The following is a 14,977-nucleotide window of genomic DNA, read 5'->3' as shown; positions in this document are numbered from 1 at the left end:
GGCCTGGGGCAAGAACGCCAGCTACCACTTCGTCTTCACCCGCCAGAACCGCGGCAAGCTCGATGAACTGAAGGCATTGGTCGAGCGCGGCCAGTTGCGCCCGCACATCGGCGCGGTCTACTCGCTCGCTGACATTGCCAGCGCGCATGCGCTGCTGGAGACGCCCAACAACGGTCTTCGCGGGAAAGTCGCGATTGCCGTCGAGCCCTCGCTCGTCCCGTAAGTACACAGGCTCAACGAACTAACTGACTTCAGAGGAATACCGCAATGATTCATGAAATCGCAGTCCTGCCTGTTCACAGTGCACAGACCGAACAGTTCAAACAGGCATTTGCCGACGTGGTTCACTTGCTGCAACGCGCCAAGGGCTACCACGGCCATATGTTCGCGCAGGGAATCGAAAGTCCCGAGACGTTCAACCTGATCGTGCGCTGGGCATCACTTGAGGACCACGCGCCGGGCTTCGAAGCGAGTGACGACCATCAGACGTTCATGCTCGGCCTGGAGAAATACTTCTCGCAAGAACCAACGGTCTACCACATTCAGGAGGCCGCCTTTACCCAGGCAAACGATCAGGGCCAGGCCAGCGCCTTCGATATTGCAGCGCCAAAGGCTTGAGCCTGCAGCCCTGACTTCGCCGCTACTCCTGGCCACCCTGTGATCTGACAGTATTTGAAATACAAGACTGTCAGATCAACTTACCTGAACACAATTTCGTCGCTTTCTTTGAAAGTGAGCAGGCAACCCCGCTCAACTTTCGCGGAGGCGCTCGCCATCCTTTCAGCTTATTCGGAGTTCAACAATGATCAGCAAACATGCAAAAACCCTGGCAACTATTTTCATTACCAGCTTTGCCTTGCTTCTAGCCGGCAATGCACTCGCCGAAAGTCCGGTTACCACTTACAAGTATGGATTGAAACTTGATGTAGCCAAGGTGCTCTCCATATCAAAGCCGAAAACCCATACCTGCAAGCCTGTCGATCACCTGATGAAATACATCGACTCGGCTGGAAAGATCCAGACCCTGAAATTCAAGGCCCTCTCCGATGCATGCAGCAAAGGCCACTGACATAACGCAGACGCCAGGGACAACCATGCCCCACTCATTATCCGTAATCGCTCGCAATACTGGCATATAGCCGTAAAAGCCGCGTTATCATGCCCCCGCCAGCGTTCGGCATGACGACAAGGAGCAGTAGATGAGCGATTCGCGCCAGGCGGCTTTTGCCCGGGAATGCGACCTGATCATGAAAGGTGGCATCACCAGCGGCATCGTCTACCCGCTGGCCATCACCGAGATCGCCAAGGCGTTTCGCCTGCGCAGCATCGGCGGCACCAGTGCTGGCGCCATCGCTGCAGCAGCTGCTGCCGCTGCCGAACTGGGCCGCCAGCGCTATCAGCAAGGTGAGTTGAGCAGCGACCCGGCCGGCTTCGCGGAAATCGAACGACTGCCCCAGCACCTCTGCATGCCCGCCGCGAATGGCCATGGCACCAAACTGCTGGCGTTGTTCAAGCCGGCCCCGGCAGTGCGCGCCCTGTTCGATACCTTCATCGCCCTCCTCGAGGTCAAGGGCAAAGGCCCCTGGACACGGTTGTTCGCGCCACTGAAGGTCATGCTCATGCGCCACAAGCTCAGCGCCCTGGTCGGCGCCCTGCTGGCAGGCGGGCCGCTGTGGTGGAGCGCGGCCAGCAGCGCCAGCATGCTGGTTTGGCTCTGGGTCTTGCTGTTCGCCGCGTTGGGTGGCGTGCTTGCCGTGGTCCTGCGCCTGGCTCTGGTGGCATTGCGTGAACTGCCAGCCAGCGGTTTCGGCCTGTGCAGCGGCATGCCAGAGGCCGATGACGACGCCCCGGATGAAGCCCTGACCACCTGGCTGACCCAGTACTTCGATCAGCTCAGCGGCCAGCGCGACTACTGCGCCGCTCAGGCCGACGCCATCGAGTGCGAGCGGCCATTGACCTTCGGCGACCTGCGTCGCCATGGCATCGATCTGCAGGTGATGACCACCTGCCTGAGCATGGCGCGTCCTTTCCGCCTGCCCTTTCGTGACGACGAGCAGGTGCGCGAGAACAACCAGTTCCACTTCCGCCAGGAGGAGTTCGCGCGGCTATTCCCCCACCGCGTGGTGGCCTGGATGGGCGCTCACCAGCGCCCTGGCGATGATCGCGGCGACGGGTATCTGCGCCTGCCACTGCCCGATGACCTGCCGGTGATCGTCGCCGTGCGCATGAGCCTGAGCTTTCCCCTGCTGCTCAGCGCCGTCCCACTGTACGCCGTGGACTACCGCACGAGCGGGAAGAAGCTGGAGCGCTGCTGGTTCACCGATGGCGGCATCAGCTCCAACTTTCCCATCCACTTCTTCGATGCCGCGCTGCCCAGGCGCCCCACCTTCGGCCTCGACCTGGGGCCGACCGACGGCGCCGACGAACAACGCGTGCGCTTCCCGCGTAACAACGGCGATGCGCGGCTTGCCTACTGGCGCCGCTTCCCCCAGACGGGTCTGCCAGCCCTGCGCGGTTTCCTCGCCCAGCTCAGCAACGTCGCCAAAGACTGGAACCACGAAACCCTCTCGCTGATGCCCGGCTTTCGCGACCGTATCGGCCTGATCCAGCTGACCCGCGAAGAAGGCGGCCTCAACCTGACCATGCCCACCGAGCGCATCGAGCGACTGACCCGCTACGGACGCGAAGCCGGCCAGCAGTTCGTCCTGCGTTTCGGCGACCCACAGCATTGGCAGCCAGGCGCCCAGGCCTCGCCGATGAACTGGGAAAATCACCAGATCATTCGTCTGCGCCTGCAACTGGCCAGCGTCGCCGAACAACTGCAGAGCCTGGAGAGAGCCTGCCGCGAACTGCACGGTACGGAGCAGGACTACCAGCGCTTCTTCAGCACCGATGCCAAGCGCTACAGCTATCCCTTCAAAGGCCTCAGCGATCTGGAGCAGGACCCGGATACCGGTCTGTACCGCACCCAGGCCGGCCTGGCCCAGGCCATGCTTGGCAAGCTGCGGGAGATCGCCCAGATGATCGAACAGCACCCGGACAGCCACCCCGCCAAGGGCGCCCCCAAACCCACGCCCGAACTCAAACTGCGGCCGCGTCTGTAGGGCGCTGGCCGTCTTTGAACCCGGGCAACAAAAAGCCTCCGGCAAAAAGAACGCCGAGTCGGCTGAGCCGGCTCGGCGTACGTGAAAACCCCTTGGCACAGGCTCATTAGCCTGATCGACGGTGGGCATTTGGGCGCTATGCACCCGTAATCGTGGCCTCTCGGTGCGCGCGGCGCACCCTACCCGGTGACAGCGCTCAGCAGAGGGACCGGCTCAGAAAGCCGGCAGTACCGCGCCTTCATAGCGCTTCTCGATGAAGGCCTTCACTTGCGGGCTGGTCAGCGCGGCGGAGAGCTTCTTGATCGCCTCGCTGTCCTGGTTGTCCGGGCGCGCCACCAGGTAGTTGACGTAAGGCGAGTCGCTGCCTTCGATCGCCAATGCATCGCGCTTGGGATTGAGCTTGGCCTCCAGCGCATAGTTGGTGTTGATCAGCGCCAGGTCGACCTGATTCAGCACGCGCGGCACGGTGGCCGCCTCCAGCTCGCGGAACTTGAAGTTGCGCGGGTTATCGACGATGTCGCGCGGCAGCGCCTGGGCGCTGTTGGGGTCCTTGAGGGTCAGCAGGCCAGCCTTCTGCAACAGCAGCAGCGCACGGCCAGTGGTGCTGACTTCGTTGGGAATGGCGATGACGGCGCCGTTCGGCAATTCATCGAGGGATTTGTACTTGGCCGAATAGGCGCCGAAGGGCTCGACGTGCACGCCCTGCACGATCACCAGTTCGGTACCGCGCTGGGCATTGAAGGTGTCCAGGTAGGGCTTGGTCTGGAAGTAGTTGGCATCCAGATTCTTCTGGCTGACCTGCAGGTTGGGTTGCACGTAGTCGGTGAAGACCTTGATATCCAGATCCACGCCTTGCTTGGCCAGCTCGGGCTTGATCAATTCGAGGATTTCGGCGTGCGGCACCGGCGTGGCGGCCACGCTCAGCTTTTCGCCCGCCTGGGCCAGGGAGGCAGTCAGGGCAGCGGCCAGGGCAGTCAGCAGCAGGGTCTTTTTCATGATGTCCTTGTTCTCGGTCTATGGCACCGGCTGGATCGACAGCCCGGCACGTTTGGCAGGCACCCGGCGGATAGGCCGGGCTGGGCGCAACAGTACGGAGAAAGGTTTATGCCATAAAATAACTATTAATTATTTTCTTATGCCAAAAATAATCTTCCTCTTCTGCTTGTGAGCCCAGCCTGCTCCCGCCTAGAGTGAAAAGCCTTCGCTCCCTGGAGGCTCCCATGCTCACCGCCGCCCTCGCCCGCTTCCCCCGCCTGCAACTGATCCCTCAGGCCACCGCCCTGCAGCACCTGCCACGCCTGTCCCAGCACCTGGGCCGCGATATCTGGATCAAACGCGACGACCTCACCCCATTGGCGCTCGGCGGCAACAAGGCACGCAAGCTCGAATACCTCGTTGCCGATGCACAGACCAAAGGGGCCGATGTGCTGGTCACGGCCGGCGCCATCCAGTCCAACCACGTGCGGCAAACCGCAGCGGTCGCCGCTCAGCTCGGCCTGGGCTGCCTGGCCCTGCTGGAAAACCCCATCGACAGCCAGAGCGACGACTACCTGGGCAACGGCAATCGCCTGCTGCTGGATCTGTTCGGCGCCGAGGTGGAAAACGTCGCCAACCTGGACAACGCCGATCAGTTGCTGGAGGCCGCCTGCCAACGCCTCGGTGCAGCCGGTCGCCGGCCATACCTGGTGCCCATCGGTGGCTCCAATGCCCTGGGCGCACTCGGCTACGTGCGTGGCGGCCTGGAGCTGGCCGAGCAGATCGCCGCCAGCGGCCAGGACTTCGCCGCCGTGGTGCTGGCCTCCGGCAGCGCCGGCACGCATGCCGGGCTGGCCCTGGCGCTGGAGAGTGCGCGCCCCGGCACACGCGTGATCGGCGTCACCGTTTCGCGCAGCGAGGCGGCACAAAAGCCCAAGGTCGAGGGTCTACTCCAGCGCACCGCTGAACTGCTGGGCGTGGAGGTGCCGCACGGATTGAACCTGGAGTTATGGGACGCCTATTTCGCCCCGCGTTACGGCGAAGCCAACGCCGCCTGCCTGGAGGCCATCAGCCTGCTGGCGCGCCTGGAAGCGATCCTGCTCGACCCGGTCTACACTGGCAAAGCCTTCGCCGGGCTGCTCGATGGCCTCAAGCGTGGCGCCTTCCCAGGCAATGGACCGCTGCTGTTCCTGCACACGGGCGGCTCGCCGGCCCTCTTCGCCTACAAACAAAAATGAATATATGAATAATTTTTAATTATTTAGAAGCATAAGAATTTCCACCTAGAGTGGCGCCACCTTCCCACTTGTATGAGGTCACCATGACATTCTCAACCCTGCGTCGCCATTTCCTCTTCGCCAGCCTGGCCCTCATGCTGGGCGCCAGCCTCAGCGCACCGAGCTTCGCCGCCGAGCTGCTCGATGACATCAAGGCCCGTGGCGCCATCAAGGTCGGCCTGGAGGGCACCTACCCGCCCTTCAACTACCAGGATGCCAACGGCAAGCTGACCGGCTTCGAAGTGGAGCTGGCCGAAGCGCTGGCCAAGGAACTGGGCGTCAAGGCCGAGTTCCAGCCAACCAAGTGGGACGGCATCCTCGCCGCGCTGGAGTCCAAGCGCCTGGATGTGGTGATCAACCAGGTGACCATCTCCGACGAGCGCAAGAAGAAGTACGATTTCTCCACCCCCTACACCGTCTCCGGCATCCAGGCGCTGACCCGCAAGGCCGATGGCGACAGCATCAAGAGCGCCCAGGACCTGGCCGGCAAGAAGGTCGGCGTAGGCCTTGGCACCAACTACGAACAGTGGCTGAAAGACAACGTGCCGCAAGCCGACATCCGCACCTACGATGACGACCCCACCAAGTTCCAGGACCTCAACGTCGGCCGCATCGACGTGATCCTGGTGGATCGCCTGGCCGCCTTCGAAATGGTCGAGAAAACCGGTGGCCGCCTGGCCGTGGCCGGTGACGCCTTCTCCCGCCAGGAGGCTGGCATCGCCATGCGCAAGGGCAACCCCGCCCTGCTCGCCGCCATCGACCAGGCGCTGACCAAGCTGAGTGCCGACGGCACCCTCAAGCAACTCTCCGAGAAATGGTTCAAGGCTGACGTCACCCGATGATCGAGTCCGCCCTGCAGCTGGCTCTGGAGTCCGCGCCCTTTCTGCTCAAGGGCGCCTACTACACGGTCGTACTCAGCCTAGGCGGCATGTTCTTCGGCCTGCTGCTGGGCTTCGCCCTCGCCGTCGGACGCCTGTACGGGCCAGCCCCACTGCGCTGGCTCACCCGCCTCTACGTCTCCTTCTTTCGTGGCACGCCGCTGCTGGTGCAGCTGTTCCTGATCTACTACGGCCTGCCGCAGCTGGGCATTCAGCTCGACCCGTTGCCGGCCGCACTGATCGGCTTCTCGCTGAACATGGCCGCCTACACCTCGGAGATTCTCCGCGCTGCCATCGCCTCCATTGACCGTGGCCAATGGGAAGCAGCCGCCAGCATCGGCATGAGCAGGACGCAGACGCTGTATCGGGCGATCCTGCCGCAGGCCGCGCGCACCGCCCTGCCGCCGCTGGGCAACAGCTTCATTTCCCTCGTCAAGGACACCGCCCTGGCCGCCACCATCCAGGTGCCGGAACTGTTCCGTCAGGCGCAGTTGATCACCGCGCGCACCTTCGAGATTTTCACCATGTACCTGGCGGCCGCGCTGATCTACTGGGCGCTGGCCAGCATCCTCGCGCACTTCCAGGCGCGCCTTGAGGTCAGGGTCAACCGGCACGAGCAGGACAACTGATGATTTCCGTGCGCAATCTGCGAAAAGCCTTCGGCAGCAACGAAGTACTCAAGGGCATCGACCTGGACGTGGCCGCCGGCGAGGTGGTCGCCATCATCGGCCCCAGCGGCTCGGGCAAGACCACCCTGCTGCGCTGCCTCAACCTGCTGGAGCAACCCAGCGCCGGGCAGATCACCGTGGGCGACATCCATATCGATGCGGATAAACCGCTCAAGGGCCAGCAGAAGCTCATCCGCCAACTGCGCCAGCAGGCCGGCTTCGTGTTCCAGAACTTCAACCTGTTCCCCCACCGCACGGCGCTGGAGAACGTCATCGAAGGGCCGGTGCAGGTGAAGAAGGAGCCACGCGAAGCAGCCCTCGCCCATGCCCGCGCCCTGCTCGCCAAGGTGGGCCTGAGCGGCAAGGAAGACGCCTACCCCAAACGCCTGTCCGGCGGCCAGCAACAGCGCGTGGCCATCGCCCGTGCCCTGGCCATGCGCCCGCAGGTGATCCTCTTCGACGAACCCACCTCGGCCCTCGACCCCGAACTGGTGGGCGAAGTGCTGACCACCATCCGTGATCTGGCCGAAGAAAAGCGCACCATGGTCATCGTCACCCACGAAATGGCCTTCGCCCGCGACGTGGCAGACCGGGCGATCTTCATCGACCAGGGGCACATCGTCGAACAGGGCCCGGCCAAGACCCTGTTCACCGCGCCCCAGCACGAACGCACGCGGCAGTTTCTCAGCAAGTTCCTGCTGGACCGCTCGCTTTAGTCAGTCGCAGGCGTGCGCCTTCACTGCTGTGCTTGCGATTCAATGGTGGGTACTGCGTCGCCCACAGCGGCGGGCAATGCATTGAGCAATTGCTGGGGGAAAGGCTGAGGCGAAAGCGGGAGCAAGCGAGATTTTTGGGCTGCTTGCATCAAGAAGCAGGCGTTCAAAAGTCTGTGAAACTTGATTTCGGAAGTGTGTCGTCTGGCATATCCTCACTCTTCCCCCCGTAGCCACGACAGAGGAGGCTGCATGTCGGTTTCGTTACCATTCGAGCAAGTTGATGTTTTCTCCGAACAACCCTTCAAAGGTAACGCCGTTGCTGTCGTCATTGGTGCCGACGATCTGACCAGCCAACAAATGCGTGACTTTGCTGCCTGGACACAACTTAGCGAGACAACCTTTCTGCTCAAGCCAAGCTCTCCCGATGCACATTACCGCGTACGAATTTTCACCCCGCTACGAGAGCTGCCCTTTGCCGGGCATCCAACACTGGGAAGCTGTCATGTATGGCTAAATCAAAGTATCGGCAATGTCGATGAAGAGATTGTCCAGGAGTGCTCGGCAGGCCTGATCCGTATTCGGCGAGACGGGGCTTGTCTGGCGTTTGCAGCGCCCCCCTTGGTACGGAGCGGAGTGGTAGAAGACGCTACGCTGCGGCAGATAGAGAGTGGGTTGGGGCTGACCTCTGATCGCATCCTTGCCAGTCAGTGGGTCGATAACGGGCCTGGCTGGGTTGCCGTACTGTTGGCTTCGCGTGATGAGGTTTTGGCGATTCGTCCGGACTACACGGCACTAAATGGACTCAATGTAGGCGTGGTCGCGCCTTGGCAAGGTCCTCATGCGGACGCAGATGTCGAGGTGCGCGCCTTTATGGGTGAAGAGTGGAATGAAGACCCTGTTACCGGAAGTCTCAATGCGAGCCTGGCGCAATGGCTAATTTCTACTGGGGTCATGCCTGACCACTACACGGCGAGCCAAGGCACTGTATTAGGTCGTCGAGGCCGGATAACAATTGAGAAGCTCGGAAGTGATATCTGGGTCGGAGGTGAAGTTCAACCGGGTGTGTCAGGGCGGGTCACGTTCTAACTACCACGGCGTCATGTGTCCATTCCCCTTTACCTTGCCAGCTTAGGCCACTGTCCGGTATTAGCCGATTCTATTGAATAAGTCCTGTCGCGATTTTTGCCAATGAAAATAGCGTTAGCGACGTTGAAATCTGAGTCACTTTACGTGGCAACGCCAGAGTTGAGCTGCCAAGAAGCGACTCTTTCAGAGGCCGACTTTTTCAACAGAATCAGCCAGAAGCGGACAGCGGACCAGTAAAAAAATCTGTCACCTTATCTGTTCTAGTGTCTGATTTGAGCCACGCTGCATATCGGCGTCGGCTTAAATGAACTGTTTGCGGCAGCTTCATTAACATCCACCGGTTCTAAAGCTACACGCTGAACTCATGAGTACGAAACCGCCGAGAAACCATAGCGGAATCAGCCCAAGCAGTCCGAACACAACGACTCCGGAATTGGACGCTTGAGCTAGTCGCACGCATCCGATCAACGATGCTATATAAATGAGTAGAGTCACACCAAGAACCACCCAGATGACGTCATCCAGCATATGCACTAGCGGCGTGCTATAGACGAGTACTACCAACGCCATTAGAGCGAGGAGCGCGACGCCAAGGCTGAACAGTGCGGCAGGCAGAGCCCTGATCGGCTCCCAGAAGTACAACCATGCGAAGCCGACCGCTGCTAAACAAATTCCCGGGATGGCGGCCTGGGTGATTAGCGATGTGGAGATGCTCATGCAAATGCTACCTAGCCGTTGGTTAAGGAGCCGGCGTTAGCAAGCCCTGAGTAATCAAAGCGGATTGATTGAACCAGTTGACGAGGGCTGCGCTAAACCAGCACAGCCCCCTTTTACAGTCAGATTACGCGTTTAATCGCGATGTACTCACCCTCAGTTTGCAGGGTAACGGTTACCGGTTTATTAGTGCGGTTACGCCAGAACCAGCCGTGCTTGCCGTCGAAGGCAGCCTCCAGAACACCACTGTCTTGTGGGGTGAAGCGCCCTTTGCCATACCCGTGGTAGAAGTCGCGCGGCGCGTTGTAGGGGTCGCCGTGAGCGTCGTAGTTGACCTGCCCGCCATTGGCCGTCCAGGCGTAGTTCACTCTGGCACCCTTGATCATCTCCAGTTTGATCTCGGCACCTTGGCCAGGAGCGAGGTCAATGCTCATCTCGTGCTTCAGGACTGCCACTTCCGGTGCCTCCGGTGCCTCCGGCGCTACGGGCGCGGTTGGTTTGGCGACCTCAACCACAGCCACCTCGGGAGCCGGCTGTACTTCAGGCTGAATCACGTCGGGAGCCTGAACGACCGGGGCTCCGATCTCGACTGCGGCTTCTTCCGCCAGTTGTTGCTTGATCTCACCCATCTGGGTGAGGCCCAGCATACGGCCCACACCGGTCGGGTCTACGGCATATTCCGAAGGCATTACCACTGTAACTAGCAGGACGATAGCGGCGATCAGGGCGATTACGGTGGAGCGCAGCAACTGCTGACTGCTCGGCAGTTCATTGAGGGCTGGGGCTTTGCTATTGAACATATGGAAATTCCTTACTGGGAGACGATCAGGCCGGTGAGCTGGTAACCCATCAACAGGAAACCGGCGCTCATCATGGCGACGTTGGCGGTGTAGGCATGGCGCCAGAAGCTGGCGGTGCGTCGCCAGTAACCCATCAGAATGAGAATGGTGCCGAGGGCCAGCAATTGGCCGATCTCGACGCCGACATTGAAGGCAATCAGGTTGGCGATCAGACCATCCGGCGAGATCTCGAACTCCTGAATCTTGGTCGCCAGGCCGAAGCCATGCAGCAGGCCGAATATCAGCGTGGCCGCGCGGGTATCGGGCTGATAGCCAAACCAGCGCTGAAAGGCACCCAGGTTATCCAGCGCCTTGTACACCACCGAAAAACCGATGATGGCGTCGATCACGTAGGGACTGATGCTGATGCTGCTCAGCACCCCGAACAGCAGGGTGATCGAGTGGCCGACTGCGAACAACGTGACATACAGCCCTACGTCCTTCAGGCGGTAGAGGAAGAAAATCACCCCGAACAGGAACAGCAGGTGATCGTAGCCGGTGATCATGTGCTTGGCGCCCATGTACACGAACGGCACCAGTAACACCCCTGTGCTTTCCTGGATGAAGCCTTTGTCTCCCTCGGGAACACCATGGGCAAGAGCCTCCGGCATGCCTATCAGCAGCAGAACGAATGCCAGCAGGGGGAACAGCAACGGTCGACGCAAGACGCCGTTACCGCGAAGAGATAGCGATTGCATAAATAGATCCTGAGTTGGTGAAGTCTGGGCCACGAGGGCCAGAGTTGAAGAGATACTCAGAATCGGGGTGGGCGTTCTATCCGCGTGTTGTGACCACCGGGTAAGCGCAGTGGGTAGGCAGTCAGTGGCTGTTCCGCCGCTATGTGTTGAGGTGTCGGCAGCCAGGCTGAGAGATGCGGGGTTTCATGGACATGGTCGGCCATCAGTGACGAGTGCTGATGGTCTCCCCAGAGTTGAAAATCGGGTTCGCTCAAGTCCTCATCGTGGCTGTGCTGATGACCGAGAACACCCACTTGCGCAATCTGTCCATAGCCGGAAAGCGCATGTCCCGCCCACAGCAACATCGACAGTAGTGCCAGAACGGAAAGAAATCGGCATGCAGCAATTTGGCTCAGCATCGACGGACTTGGTTACGACTCGACAGGAGGATTGCCTGGTTTGACGCATCCCCCCCAGGGGGATAGGATGCGACGGCGATTATCCTTGCACGAGGCTCCGCGATGAGCAAGCACGAACACGAACATCAACACCAAAGTCATAAGGAAATCATCAAAAGGTTGAAGCGTGCCGAAGGCCATCTGCGCAGCATTGTCGGCATGATCGAAGATGGACGCGCGTGCGTTGACATTGCCCAGCAACTGCACGCAGTGGAGAAAGCCGTGTGTCAGGCCAAACGCACGCTGATCCAGGATCACATCGACCACTGCCTGGAGCACACGGTCGGCGCACTCACCAACGGTGAGCGGGCGCCACTGGAAGAGTTCAAGCAGATCACCAAGTACCTCTGAGTCACCTGCCATGTCGTCCTTTGCCGAACTCCTGCAACAGGGGGCTAGCCAGGCTTGGCTGTATGTCCCCACCGCCATCCTGCTAGGCGCCCTGCACGGCCTGGAGCCTGGCCATTCGAAAACCATGATGGCGGCGTTCATCGTGGCAATCCGAGGTTCTGTCCGACAGGCCATTCTGCTGGGCCTGGCCGCGACGGCTTCGCATACAGCTGTGGTCTGGCTGGTGGCCATCGGCGGCATGTACCTGGGGCAGAACCTAGACGCCCAGACGACCGAGCCATATTTCCAGCTCGCCTCGGCGGTGTTGATCATTGGTATCGCCCTGTGGATGCTCTGGCGCACCTGGCGCGGAGAACAGATGTGGCGCTTCGAGCAGGAAGGTGATCATCCTCACTCACATGACCTCGCGCGTGACGAAAAGCGCCGTATCGACACCGGTCATGGGCGCATCGAGCTGTCAATTTTCGAGGAAGGTGGAGCTGCGCGCTGGCGGTTACACACGATCAGCGGCCAGCCCTGGAAAGCCACAGATGCCTGGCTACAGACGACCCGCGCCGATGGTCGCATGCGGCGCTTCGTGTTTGCCGAACGCGATGGTTATGTGGAGTCCGTGGAGGAGATCCCTGAGCCGCACGAGTTCGATGTGCGCTTGAGCCTAGCTCATGGTGGTCACTCCCACGACTATGATCTGGCGTTTCATGAACATGATCATGCGCATGCCGAACTGGACGGCGTGGGGCTGTCGCTGGACGGCTATCAGGACGCCCATGAGCGGGCGCATGCCAAGGATATCCGTCGGCGATTCTCCAGCCGTAATGTGAGTACTGGGCAGGTCATTCTATTCGGCCTGACGGGGGGGCTGATTCCCTGCCCTGCGGCCATCACCGTGCTGTTGCTCTGCCTGCAGGTAAAGGAAGTCACGCTTGGTGCGATGTTGGTGCTCAGCTTCAGTGTTGGTTTGGCCTTGACCCTGGTGGCTGTGGGCGTTGCAGCAGCCATCGGCACTCGTCATGCGTCCAACCACTGGCCCTGGCTGGGGGCGGTCGCGCGCCGCGCTCCGTACCTGTCCAGCCTGCTGATCATTGGCGTGGGCATCTATGTCGGCCTGCACGGGTTGGCAGGATTGAACATCTGAGATGTGGGACTTCTCAGCCTACCCGGGGTTGTTCGTCGCAGCCTTTGGCGCCGCCACTCTGCTGCCCATGCAGTCCGAAACAGTGTTGACCAGCTTGCTGCTGGTAGTCGCTACGGTCGGCAACGTACTTGGCTCGATCATCAACTGGCCACTTGGGCGCTATATCGAGCACTTTCGCCATAAACGCTGGTTTCCGGTAGCGGATGACAAACTGCTGGGAGCGCAGCGGGGCTACCATCGCCATGGACGCCGGTCGCTGCTGCTGAGCTGGGCGCCGATCATTGGCGAACCGTTGACCGTTCTTGCCGGCATGCTGCGTGAGCCGTTCTGGAGCTTTCTGCTGATCGTGCTGGTGGCCAAGGCCGGGCGTTACCTGGCGCTGGCCGCGTTGACGTTCGGGGTGCCGGGATGAGGCGCGATGCGGGGCTCGATCTGGTCAAATGGCTGGCCATGCTCAGCATGCTGATCGATCACCTGCGCTATCTGTGGCCGGACGCCTACGGCCTGTTCATCATAGGGCGTCTCGCTTTCCCGTTGTTCTGCCTGGGCATCGCAGCCAACGTCGCCAGAACCCACCCCGGCCAGCTATTCAGCGAAGGCAATGCGCGCTACCTCGGCTGGTTGCTGGTTTTCTCCCTGATCTCGGAGTTGCCGTACCGTGCACTCTCACCGGAAAGTGCGACGCTCAATGTGATGCCGACCCTGTTACTCGGCCTGCTGGTCGCATGGAGTGCCCACCATGCGGACAGAAACAGCCTGCTACTGGCTGCCGGGGCACTGGTCGCCGCTTCATTATTTCATCAACGACTGATGTACGGCATGGTCGGGGTGATTTTGCCGGCGGCCTTTGTGCTTGGACTGCGAGGCATGCGCTGGTGGTGGCTACCTGCCGTTCTGGCAATGCTGGCCAATGGTCGTAATCGCTGGTTGGTCGGTTTGGGGGTCACACCGGAGACGCTGGCGATGTTCGTCATGGCCGGTGTCGCTGCCCCACTTGGCCTTGCCTTGTTGCGCCAGTCCAGTTCTCTTCGTGCATGGCCTGTTGGGCGATGGGGATACTGGTTCTATCCAGGCCACCTGGCAGTCCTGTACCTGTTGAGTCCCTGAAAGGGCGTTCGTCCGCTTGTGGCCGATTGCAGCCGGTGACGACGGGCAGCTATCGGCCAATAGCTGCCTGTTGAAACAGGCAGCAGACGAGGGAGATAGGCCCGCGCCTCCGGGCGCGCTCCCCTGCACCGACCTAGCGCAGTAGAAGCAGTGCAGTGGTCGTGGTGCGCAGCATGTGGGCAGTGGTGCTCCCCACCAGGAACTGCCGGATACGAGAATGCCCGTAGGCGCCCATTACGAGCAGATCAATACCGTGCTCTTCTTGGTAGGCATGCAGTGCGGGCTCAACCTCCCCAGTCCGGATCGCTGTATGCACCTTGTGTCCTGCCGAGATCAGTGTTGAACAGGCCGCCTCCATCTGCGCCGAGTTCTCCACCGTCTCGGTTCCGACCAACACCAGATGAATAGGCAATCCCTTCAGCAGAGGACTGGCAGCCAGCATCTCTACTCCCTTGCGCGTGGTCGCACCGCCATCGAAGGCCAGCATCGCGCTTTCCGGCTGCTTGAAGCGGGTCGGTGTTACCAGCACGGGGCAGTGCATGATGCGAATGACACTTTCCAACTGGCTGCCGACGTGCAGTTCGGCCCCATCACTGGACTCGCCCTGGCGACCGATCACCAGCACGCGGATGTCGTTTTCAAGCTCGTGCAGGCTCTCCAGCAGATCGCCATGGCGCTGCCTGGTTTCCGGCGAACTCACGCCGTCGGCGATGGCTCGTTCCTTCGCGGCAGCGAGCATGAGGAGGCCTTGTTCCAGAGCCAGCTTGTTGCGCTGCTCGTCCAACACGGCGAGTTCATCCAGCAGATGCTCTCGACTGCCCAAACCGATGTTGCCGCTCAAATCGGCGGACACCGGATACTGGCGTTGATCCAATACATGCAGGAAGGTGAGCGGGGCATCCAGGCGCTGGCTGGCCCAGGCCGCATAGTCGCAAACGGCAGGGGCGGAGGCGGAGCCGTCAATGCAAGCGGTAACGTAGGTCATCGTTGTT

The 14,977-nt window shown here is 60.9% G+C and carries 17 protein-coding genes; 13 read left to right on the top strand and 4 right to left on the bottom strand.

Annotated features, from left to right (window positions below):
• From ACN0X6_RS23655 to ACN0X6_RS23640, 4 genes are all read left to right on the top strand, one after another.
• Nucleotides 1-223 (top strand): zinc-binding dehydrogenase (locus ACN0X6_RS23655; RefSeq protein WP_417707690.1); only part of this gene is annotated, 223 nt, incomplete at its 5' end.
• 44 nt (nt 224-267) lie between these two features.
• Entirely contained in the window at nt 268-618 is a 351-nt protein-coding gene (locus ACN0X6_RS23650; protein ID WP_417707688.1) for an antibiotic biosynthesis monooxygenase family protein, read from the top strand.
• 184 nt (nt 619-802) lie between these two features.
• Nucleotides 803-1,069 (top strand): DUF2790 domain-containing protein, encoded by a 267-nt coding sequence (locus ACN0X6_RS23645; protein WP_417707686.1) that lies wholly within the window; start codon nt 803-805, stop codon nt 1,067-1,069.
• A gap of 130 nt (nt 1,070-1,199) precedes the next feature.
• Nucleotides 1,200-3,104, top strand: a complete 1,905-nt coding sequence (locus ACN0X6_RS23640) for a patatin-like phospholipase family protein (protein ID WP_417707684.1) — start codon at nt 1,200-1,202, stop codon at nt 3,102-3,104.
• A 213-nt stretch (nt 3,105-3,317) separates the two neighbouring features.
• Here the strand turns inward: ACN0X6_RS23640 and ACN0X6_RS23635 are convergent, their stop codons facing one another.
• Nucleotides 3,318-4,100, bottom strand: a complete 783-nt coding sequence (locus ACN0X6_RS23635) for a MetQ/NlpA family ABC transporter substrate-binding protein (RefSeq protein WP_417707682.1) — start codon at nt 4,098-4,100, stop codon at nt 3,318-3,320.
• A gap of 224 nt (nt 4,101-4,324) precedes the next feature.
• Between ACN0X6_RS23635 and ACN0X6_RS23630 the strand changes: the two genes are divergently transcribed.
• From ACN0X6_RS23630 to ACN0X6_RS23610, 5 genes are all read left to right on the top strand, one after another.
• Nucleotides 4,325-5,317, top strand: a complete 993-nt coding sequence (locus tag ACN0X6_RS23630) for a D-cysteine desulfhydrase (RefSeq protein WP_417707680.1) — start codon at nt 4,325-4,327, stop codon at nt 5,315-5,317.
• Between the two features lie 83 nt (nt 5,318-5,400).
• Nucleotides 5,401-6,198 carry a cystine ABC transporter substrate-binding protein gene (tcyJ, locus tag ACN0X6_RS23625; protein WP_417707678.1) on the top strand — a complete coding sequence of 266 codons (798 nt, stop codon included), beginning with the start codon at nt 5,401-5,403 and terminating at the stop codon, nt 6,196-6,198.
• Entirely contained in the window at nt 6,195-6,863 is a 669-nt protein-coding gene (tcyL, locus tag ACN0X6_RS23620) for a cystine ABC transporter permease (protein ID WP_417707676.1), read from the top strand. The genes tcyJ and tcyL overlap by 4 nt, the downstream gene beginning before the upstream one ends.
• Nucleotides 6,863-7,618 carry an L-cystine ABC transporter ATP-binding protein TcyN gene (tcyN, locus tag ACN0X6_RS23615; protein ID WP_017676645.1) on the top strand — a complete coding sequence of 252 codons (756 nt, stop codon included), beginning with the start codon at nt 6,863-6,865 and terminating at the stop codon, nt 7,616-7,618. Before tcyL ends, tcyN begins: the two co-directional genes overlap by 1 nt.
• 249 nt (nt 7,619-7,867) lie before the next feature.
• Complete coding sequence (locus tag ACN0X6_RS23610) at nt 7,868-8,704, top strand: PhzF family phenazine biosynthesis protein (RefSeq protein WP_417707674.1); 837 nt, start codon at nt 7,868-7,870, stop codon at nt 8,702-8,704.
• A gap of 836 nt (nt 8,705-9,540) precedes the next feature.
• Here ACN0X6_RS23610 and ACN0X6_RS23605 read toward each other — a convergent pair.
• On the bottom strand, nt 9,541-10,218 hold the full coding sequence (locus tag ACN0X6_RS23605) for a transmembrane anchor protein (protein ID WP_417707672.1): 678 nt from the start codon (nt 10,216-10,218) through the stop codon (nt 9,541-9,543).
• A gap of 11 nt (nt 10,219-10,229) precedes the next feature.
• Nucleotides 10,230-10,955, bottom strand: a complete 726-nt coding sequence (locus ACN0X6_RS23600) for a HupE/UreJ family protein (protein ID WP_417707670.1) — start codon at nt 10,953-10,955, stop codon at nt 10,230-10,232.
• Between the two features lie 500 nt (nt 10,956-11,455).
• Here ACN0X6_RS23600 and ACN0X6_RS23595 point away from each other — a divergent pair, with 500 nt between their 5' ends.
• From ACN0X6_RS23595 to ACN0X6_RS23580, 4 genes are read left to right on the top strand one after another with little or no spacing between them, the layout of a single operon-like run.
• Complete coding sequence (locus ACN0X6_RS23595) at nt 11,456-11,743, top strand: metal-sensing transcriptional repressor (RefSeq protein ID WP_003116626.1); 288 nt, start codon at nt 11,456-11,458, stop codon at nt 11,741-11,743.
• Nucleotides 11,744-11,753: 10 nt separating this feature from the next.
• Nucleotides 11,754-12,878, top strand: a complete 1,125-nt coding sequence (locus tag ACN0X6_RS23590) for a nickel/cobalt efflux protein RcnA (protein WP_417707668.1) — start codon at nt 11,754-11,756, stop codon at nt 12,876-12,878.
• Nucleotide 12,879: 1 nt separating this feature from the next.
• On the top strand, nt 12,880-13,290 hold the full coding sequence (locus tag ACN0X6_RS23585; RefSeq protein ID WP_417707667.1) for a YqaA family protein: 411 nt from the start codon (nt 12,880-12,882) through the stop codon (nt 13,288-13,290).
• Nucleotides 13,287-13,985, top strand: a complete 699-nt coding sequence (locus ACN0X6_RS23580; protein WP_417707665.1) for a TraX family protein — start codon at nt 13,287-13,289, stop codon at nt 13,983-13,985. The genes ACN0X6_RS23585 and ACN0X6_RS23580 overlap by 4 nt, the downstream gene beginning before the upstream one ends.
• A 133-nt stretch (nt 13,986-14,118) precedes the next feature.
• On the opposite strand, the gene ACN0X6_RS23575 is transcribed toward ACN0X6_RS23580, so the two are convergent.
• Entirely contained in the window at nt 14,119-14,970 is an 852-nt protein-coding gene (locus tag ACN0X6_RS23575) for a universal stress protein (protein ID WP_417707664.1), read from the bottom strand.
• Nucleotides 14,971-14,977: the final 7 nt, after the last annotated feature.

Origin of the sequence: Pseudomonas sp. (assembly GCF_048269965.1) — a bacterium.
Taxonomy (GTDB): Bacteria; Pseudomonadota; Gammaproteobacteria; order Pseudomonadales; family Pseudomonadaceae; genus Aquipseudomonas.
The sequence above is the reverse complement of the archived record's forward strand: the minus strand, read 5'-3'. Positions and strand labels throughout refer to the sequence as shown.

Excerpts from the sequence above, each read along its gene's own strand:
- ACN0X6_RS23610 (WP_417707674.1), top strand. The coding sequence starts at position 7,868 with ATGTCGGTTTCGTTACCATTCGAGCAAGTTGATGTTTTCTCCGAACAA.
- tcyL (WP_417707676.1), top strand. The coding sequence starts at position 6,195 with ATGATCGAGTCCGCCCTGCAGCTGGCTCTGGAGTCCGCGCCCTTTCTG.
- ACN0X6_RS23640 (WP_417707684.1), top strand. The coding sequence starts at position 1,200 with ATGAGCGATTCGCGCCAGGCGGCTTTTGCCCGGGAATGCGACCTGATC.
- ACN0X6_RS23580 (WP_417707665.1), top strand. The coding sequence starts at position 13,287 with ATGAGGCGCGATGCGGGGCTCGATCTGGTCAAATGGCTGGCCATGCTC.
- ACN0X6_RS23590 (WP_417707668.1), top strand. The coding sequence starts at position 11,754 with ATGTCGTCCTTTGCCGAACTCCTGCAACAGGGGGCTAGCCAGGCTTGG.
- ACN0X6_RS23600 (WP_417707670.1), bottom strand. The coding sequence starts at position 10,955 with ATGCAATCGCTATCTCTTCGCGGTAACGGCGTCTTGCGTCGACCGTTG.
- ACN0X6_RS23635 (WP_417707682.1), bottom strand. The coding sequence starts at position 4,100 with ATGAAAAAGACCCTGCTGCTGACTGCCCTGGCCGCTGCCCTGACTGCC.
- ACN0X6_RS23630 (WP_417707680.1), top strand. The coding sequence starts at position 4,325 with ATGCTCACCGCCGCCCTCGCCCGCTTCCCCCGCCTGCAACTGATCCCT.
- ACN0X6_RS23605 (WP_417707672.1), bottom strand. The coding sequence starts at position 10,218 with ATGTTCAATAGCAAAGCCCCAGCCCTCAATGAACTGCCGAGCAGTCAG.
- ACN0X6_RS23585 (WP_417707667.1), top strand. The coding sequence starts at position 12,880 with ATGTGGGACTTCTCAGCCTACCCGGGGTTGTTCGTCGCAGCCTTTGGC.
- tcyN (WP_017676645.1), top strand. The coding sequence starts at position 6,863 with ATGATTTCCGTGCGCAATCTGCGAAAAGCCTTCGGCAGCAACGAAGTA.
- tcyJ (WP_417707678.1), top strand. The coding sequence starts at position 5,401 with ATGACATTCTCAACCCTGCGTCGCCATTTCCTCTTCGCCAGCCTGGCC.
- ACN0X6_RS23575 (WP_417707664.1), bottom strand. The coding sequence starts at position 14,970 with ATGACCTACGTTACCGCTTGCATTGACGGCTCCGCCTCCGCCCCTGCC.
- ACN0X6_RS23650 (WP_417707688.1), top strand. The coding sequence starts at position 268 with ATGATTCATGAAATCGCAGTCCTGCCTGTTCACAGTGCACAGACCGAA.
- ACN0X6_RS23645 (WP_417707686.1), top strand. The coding sequence starts at position 803 with ATGATCAGCAAACATGCAAAAACCCTGGCAACTATTTTCATTACCAGC.
- ACN0X6_RS23595 (WP_003116626.1), top strand. The coding sequence starts at position 11,456 with ATGAGCAAGCACGAACACGAACATCAACACCAAAGTCATAAGGAAATC.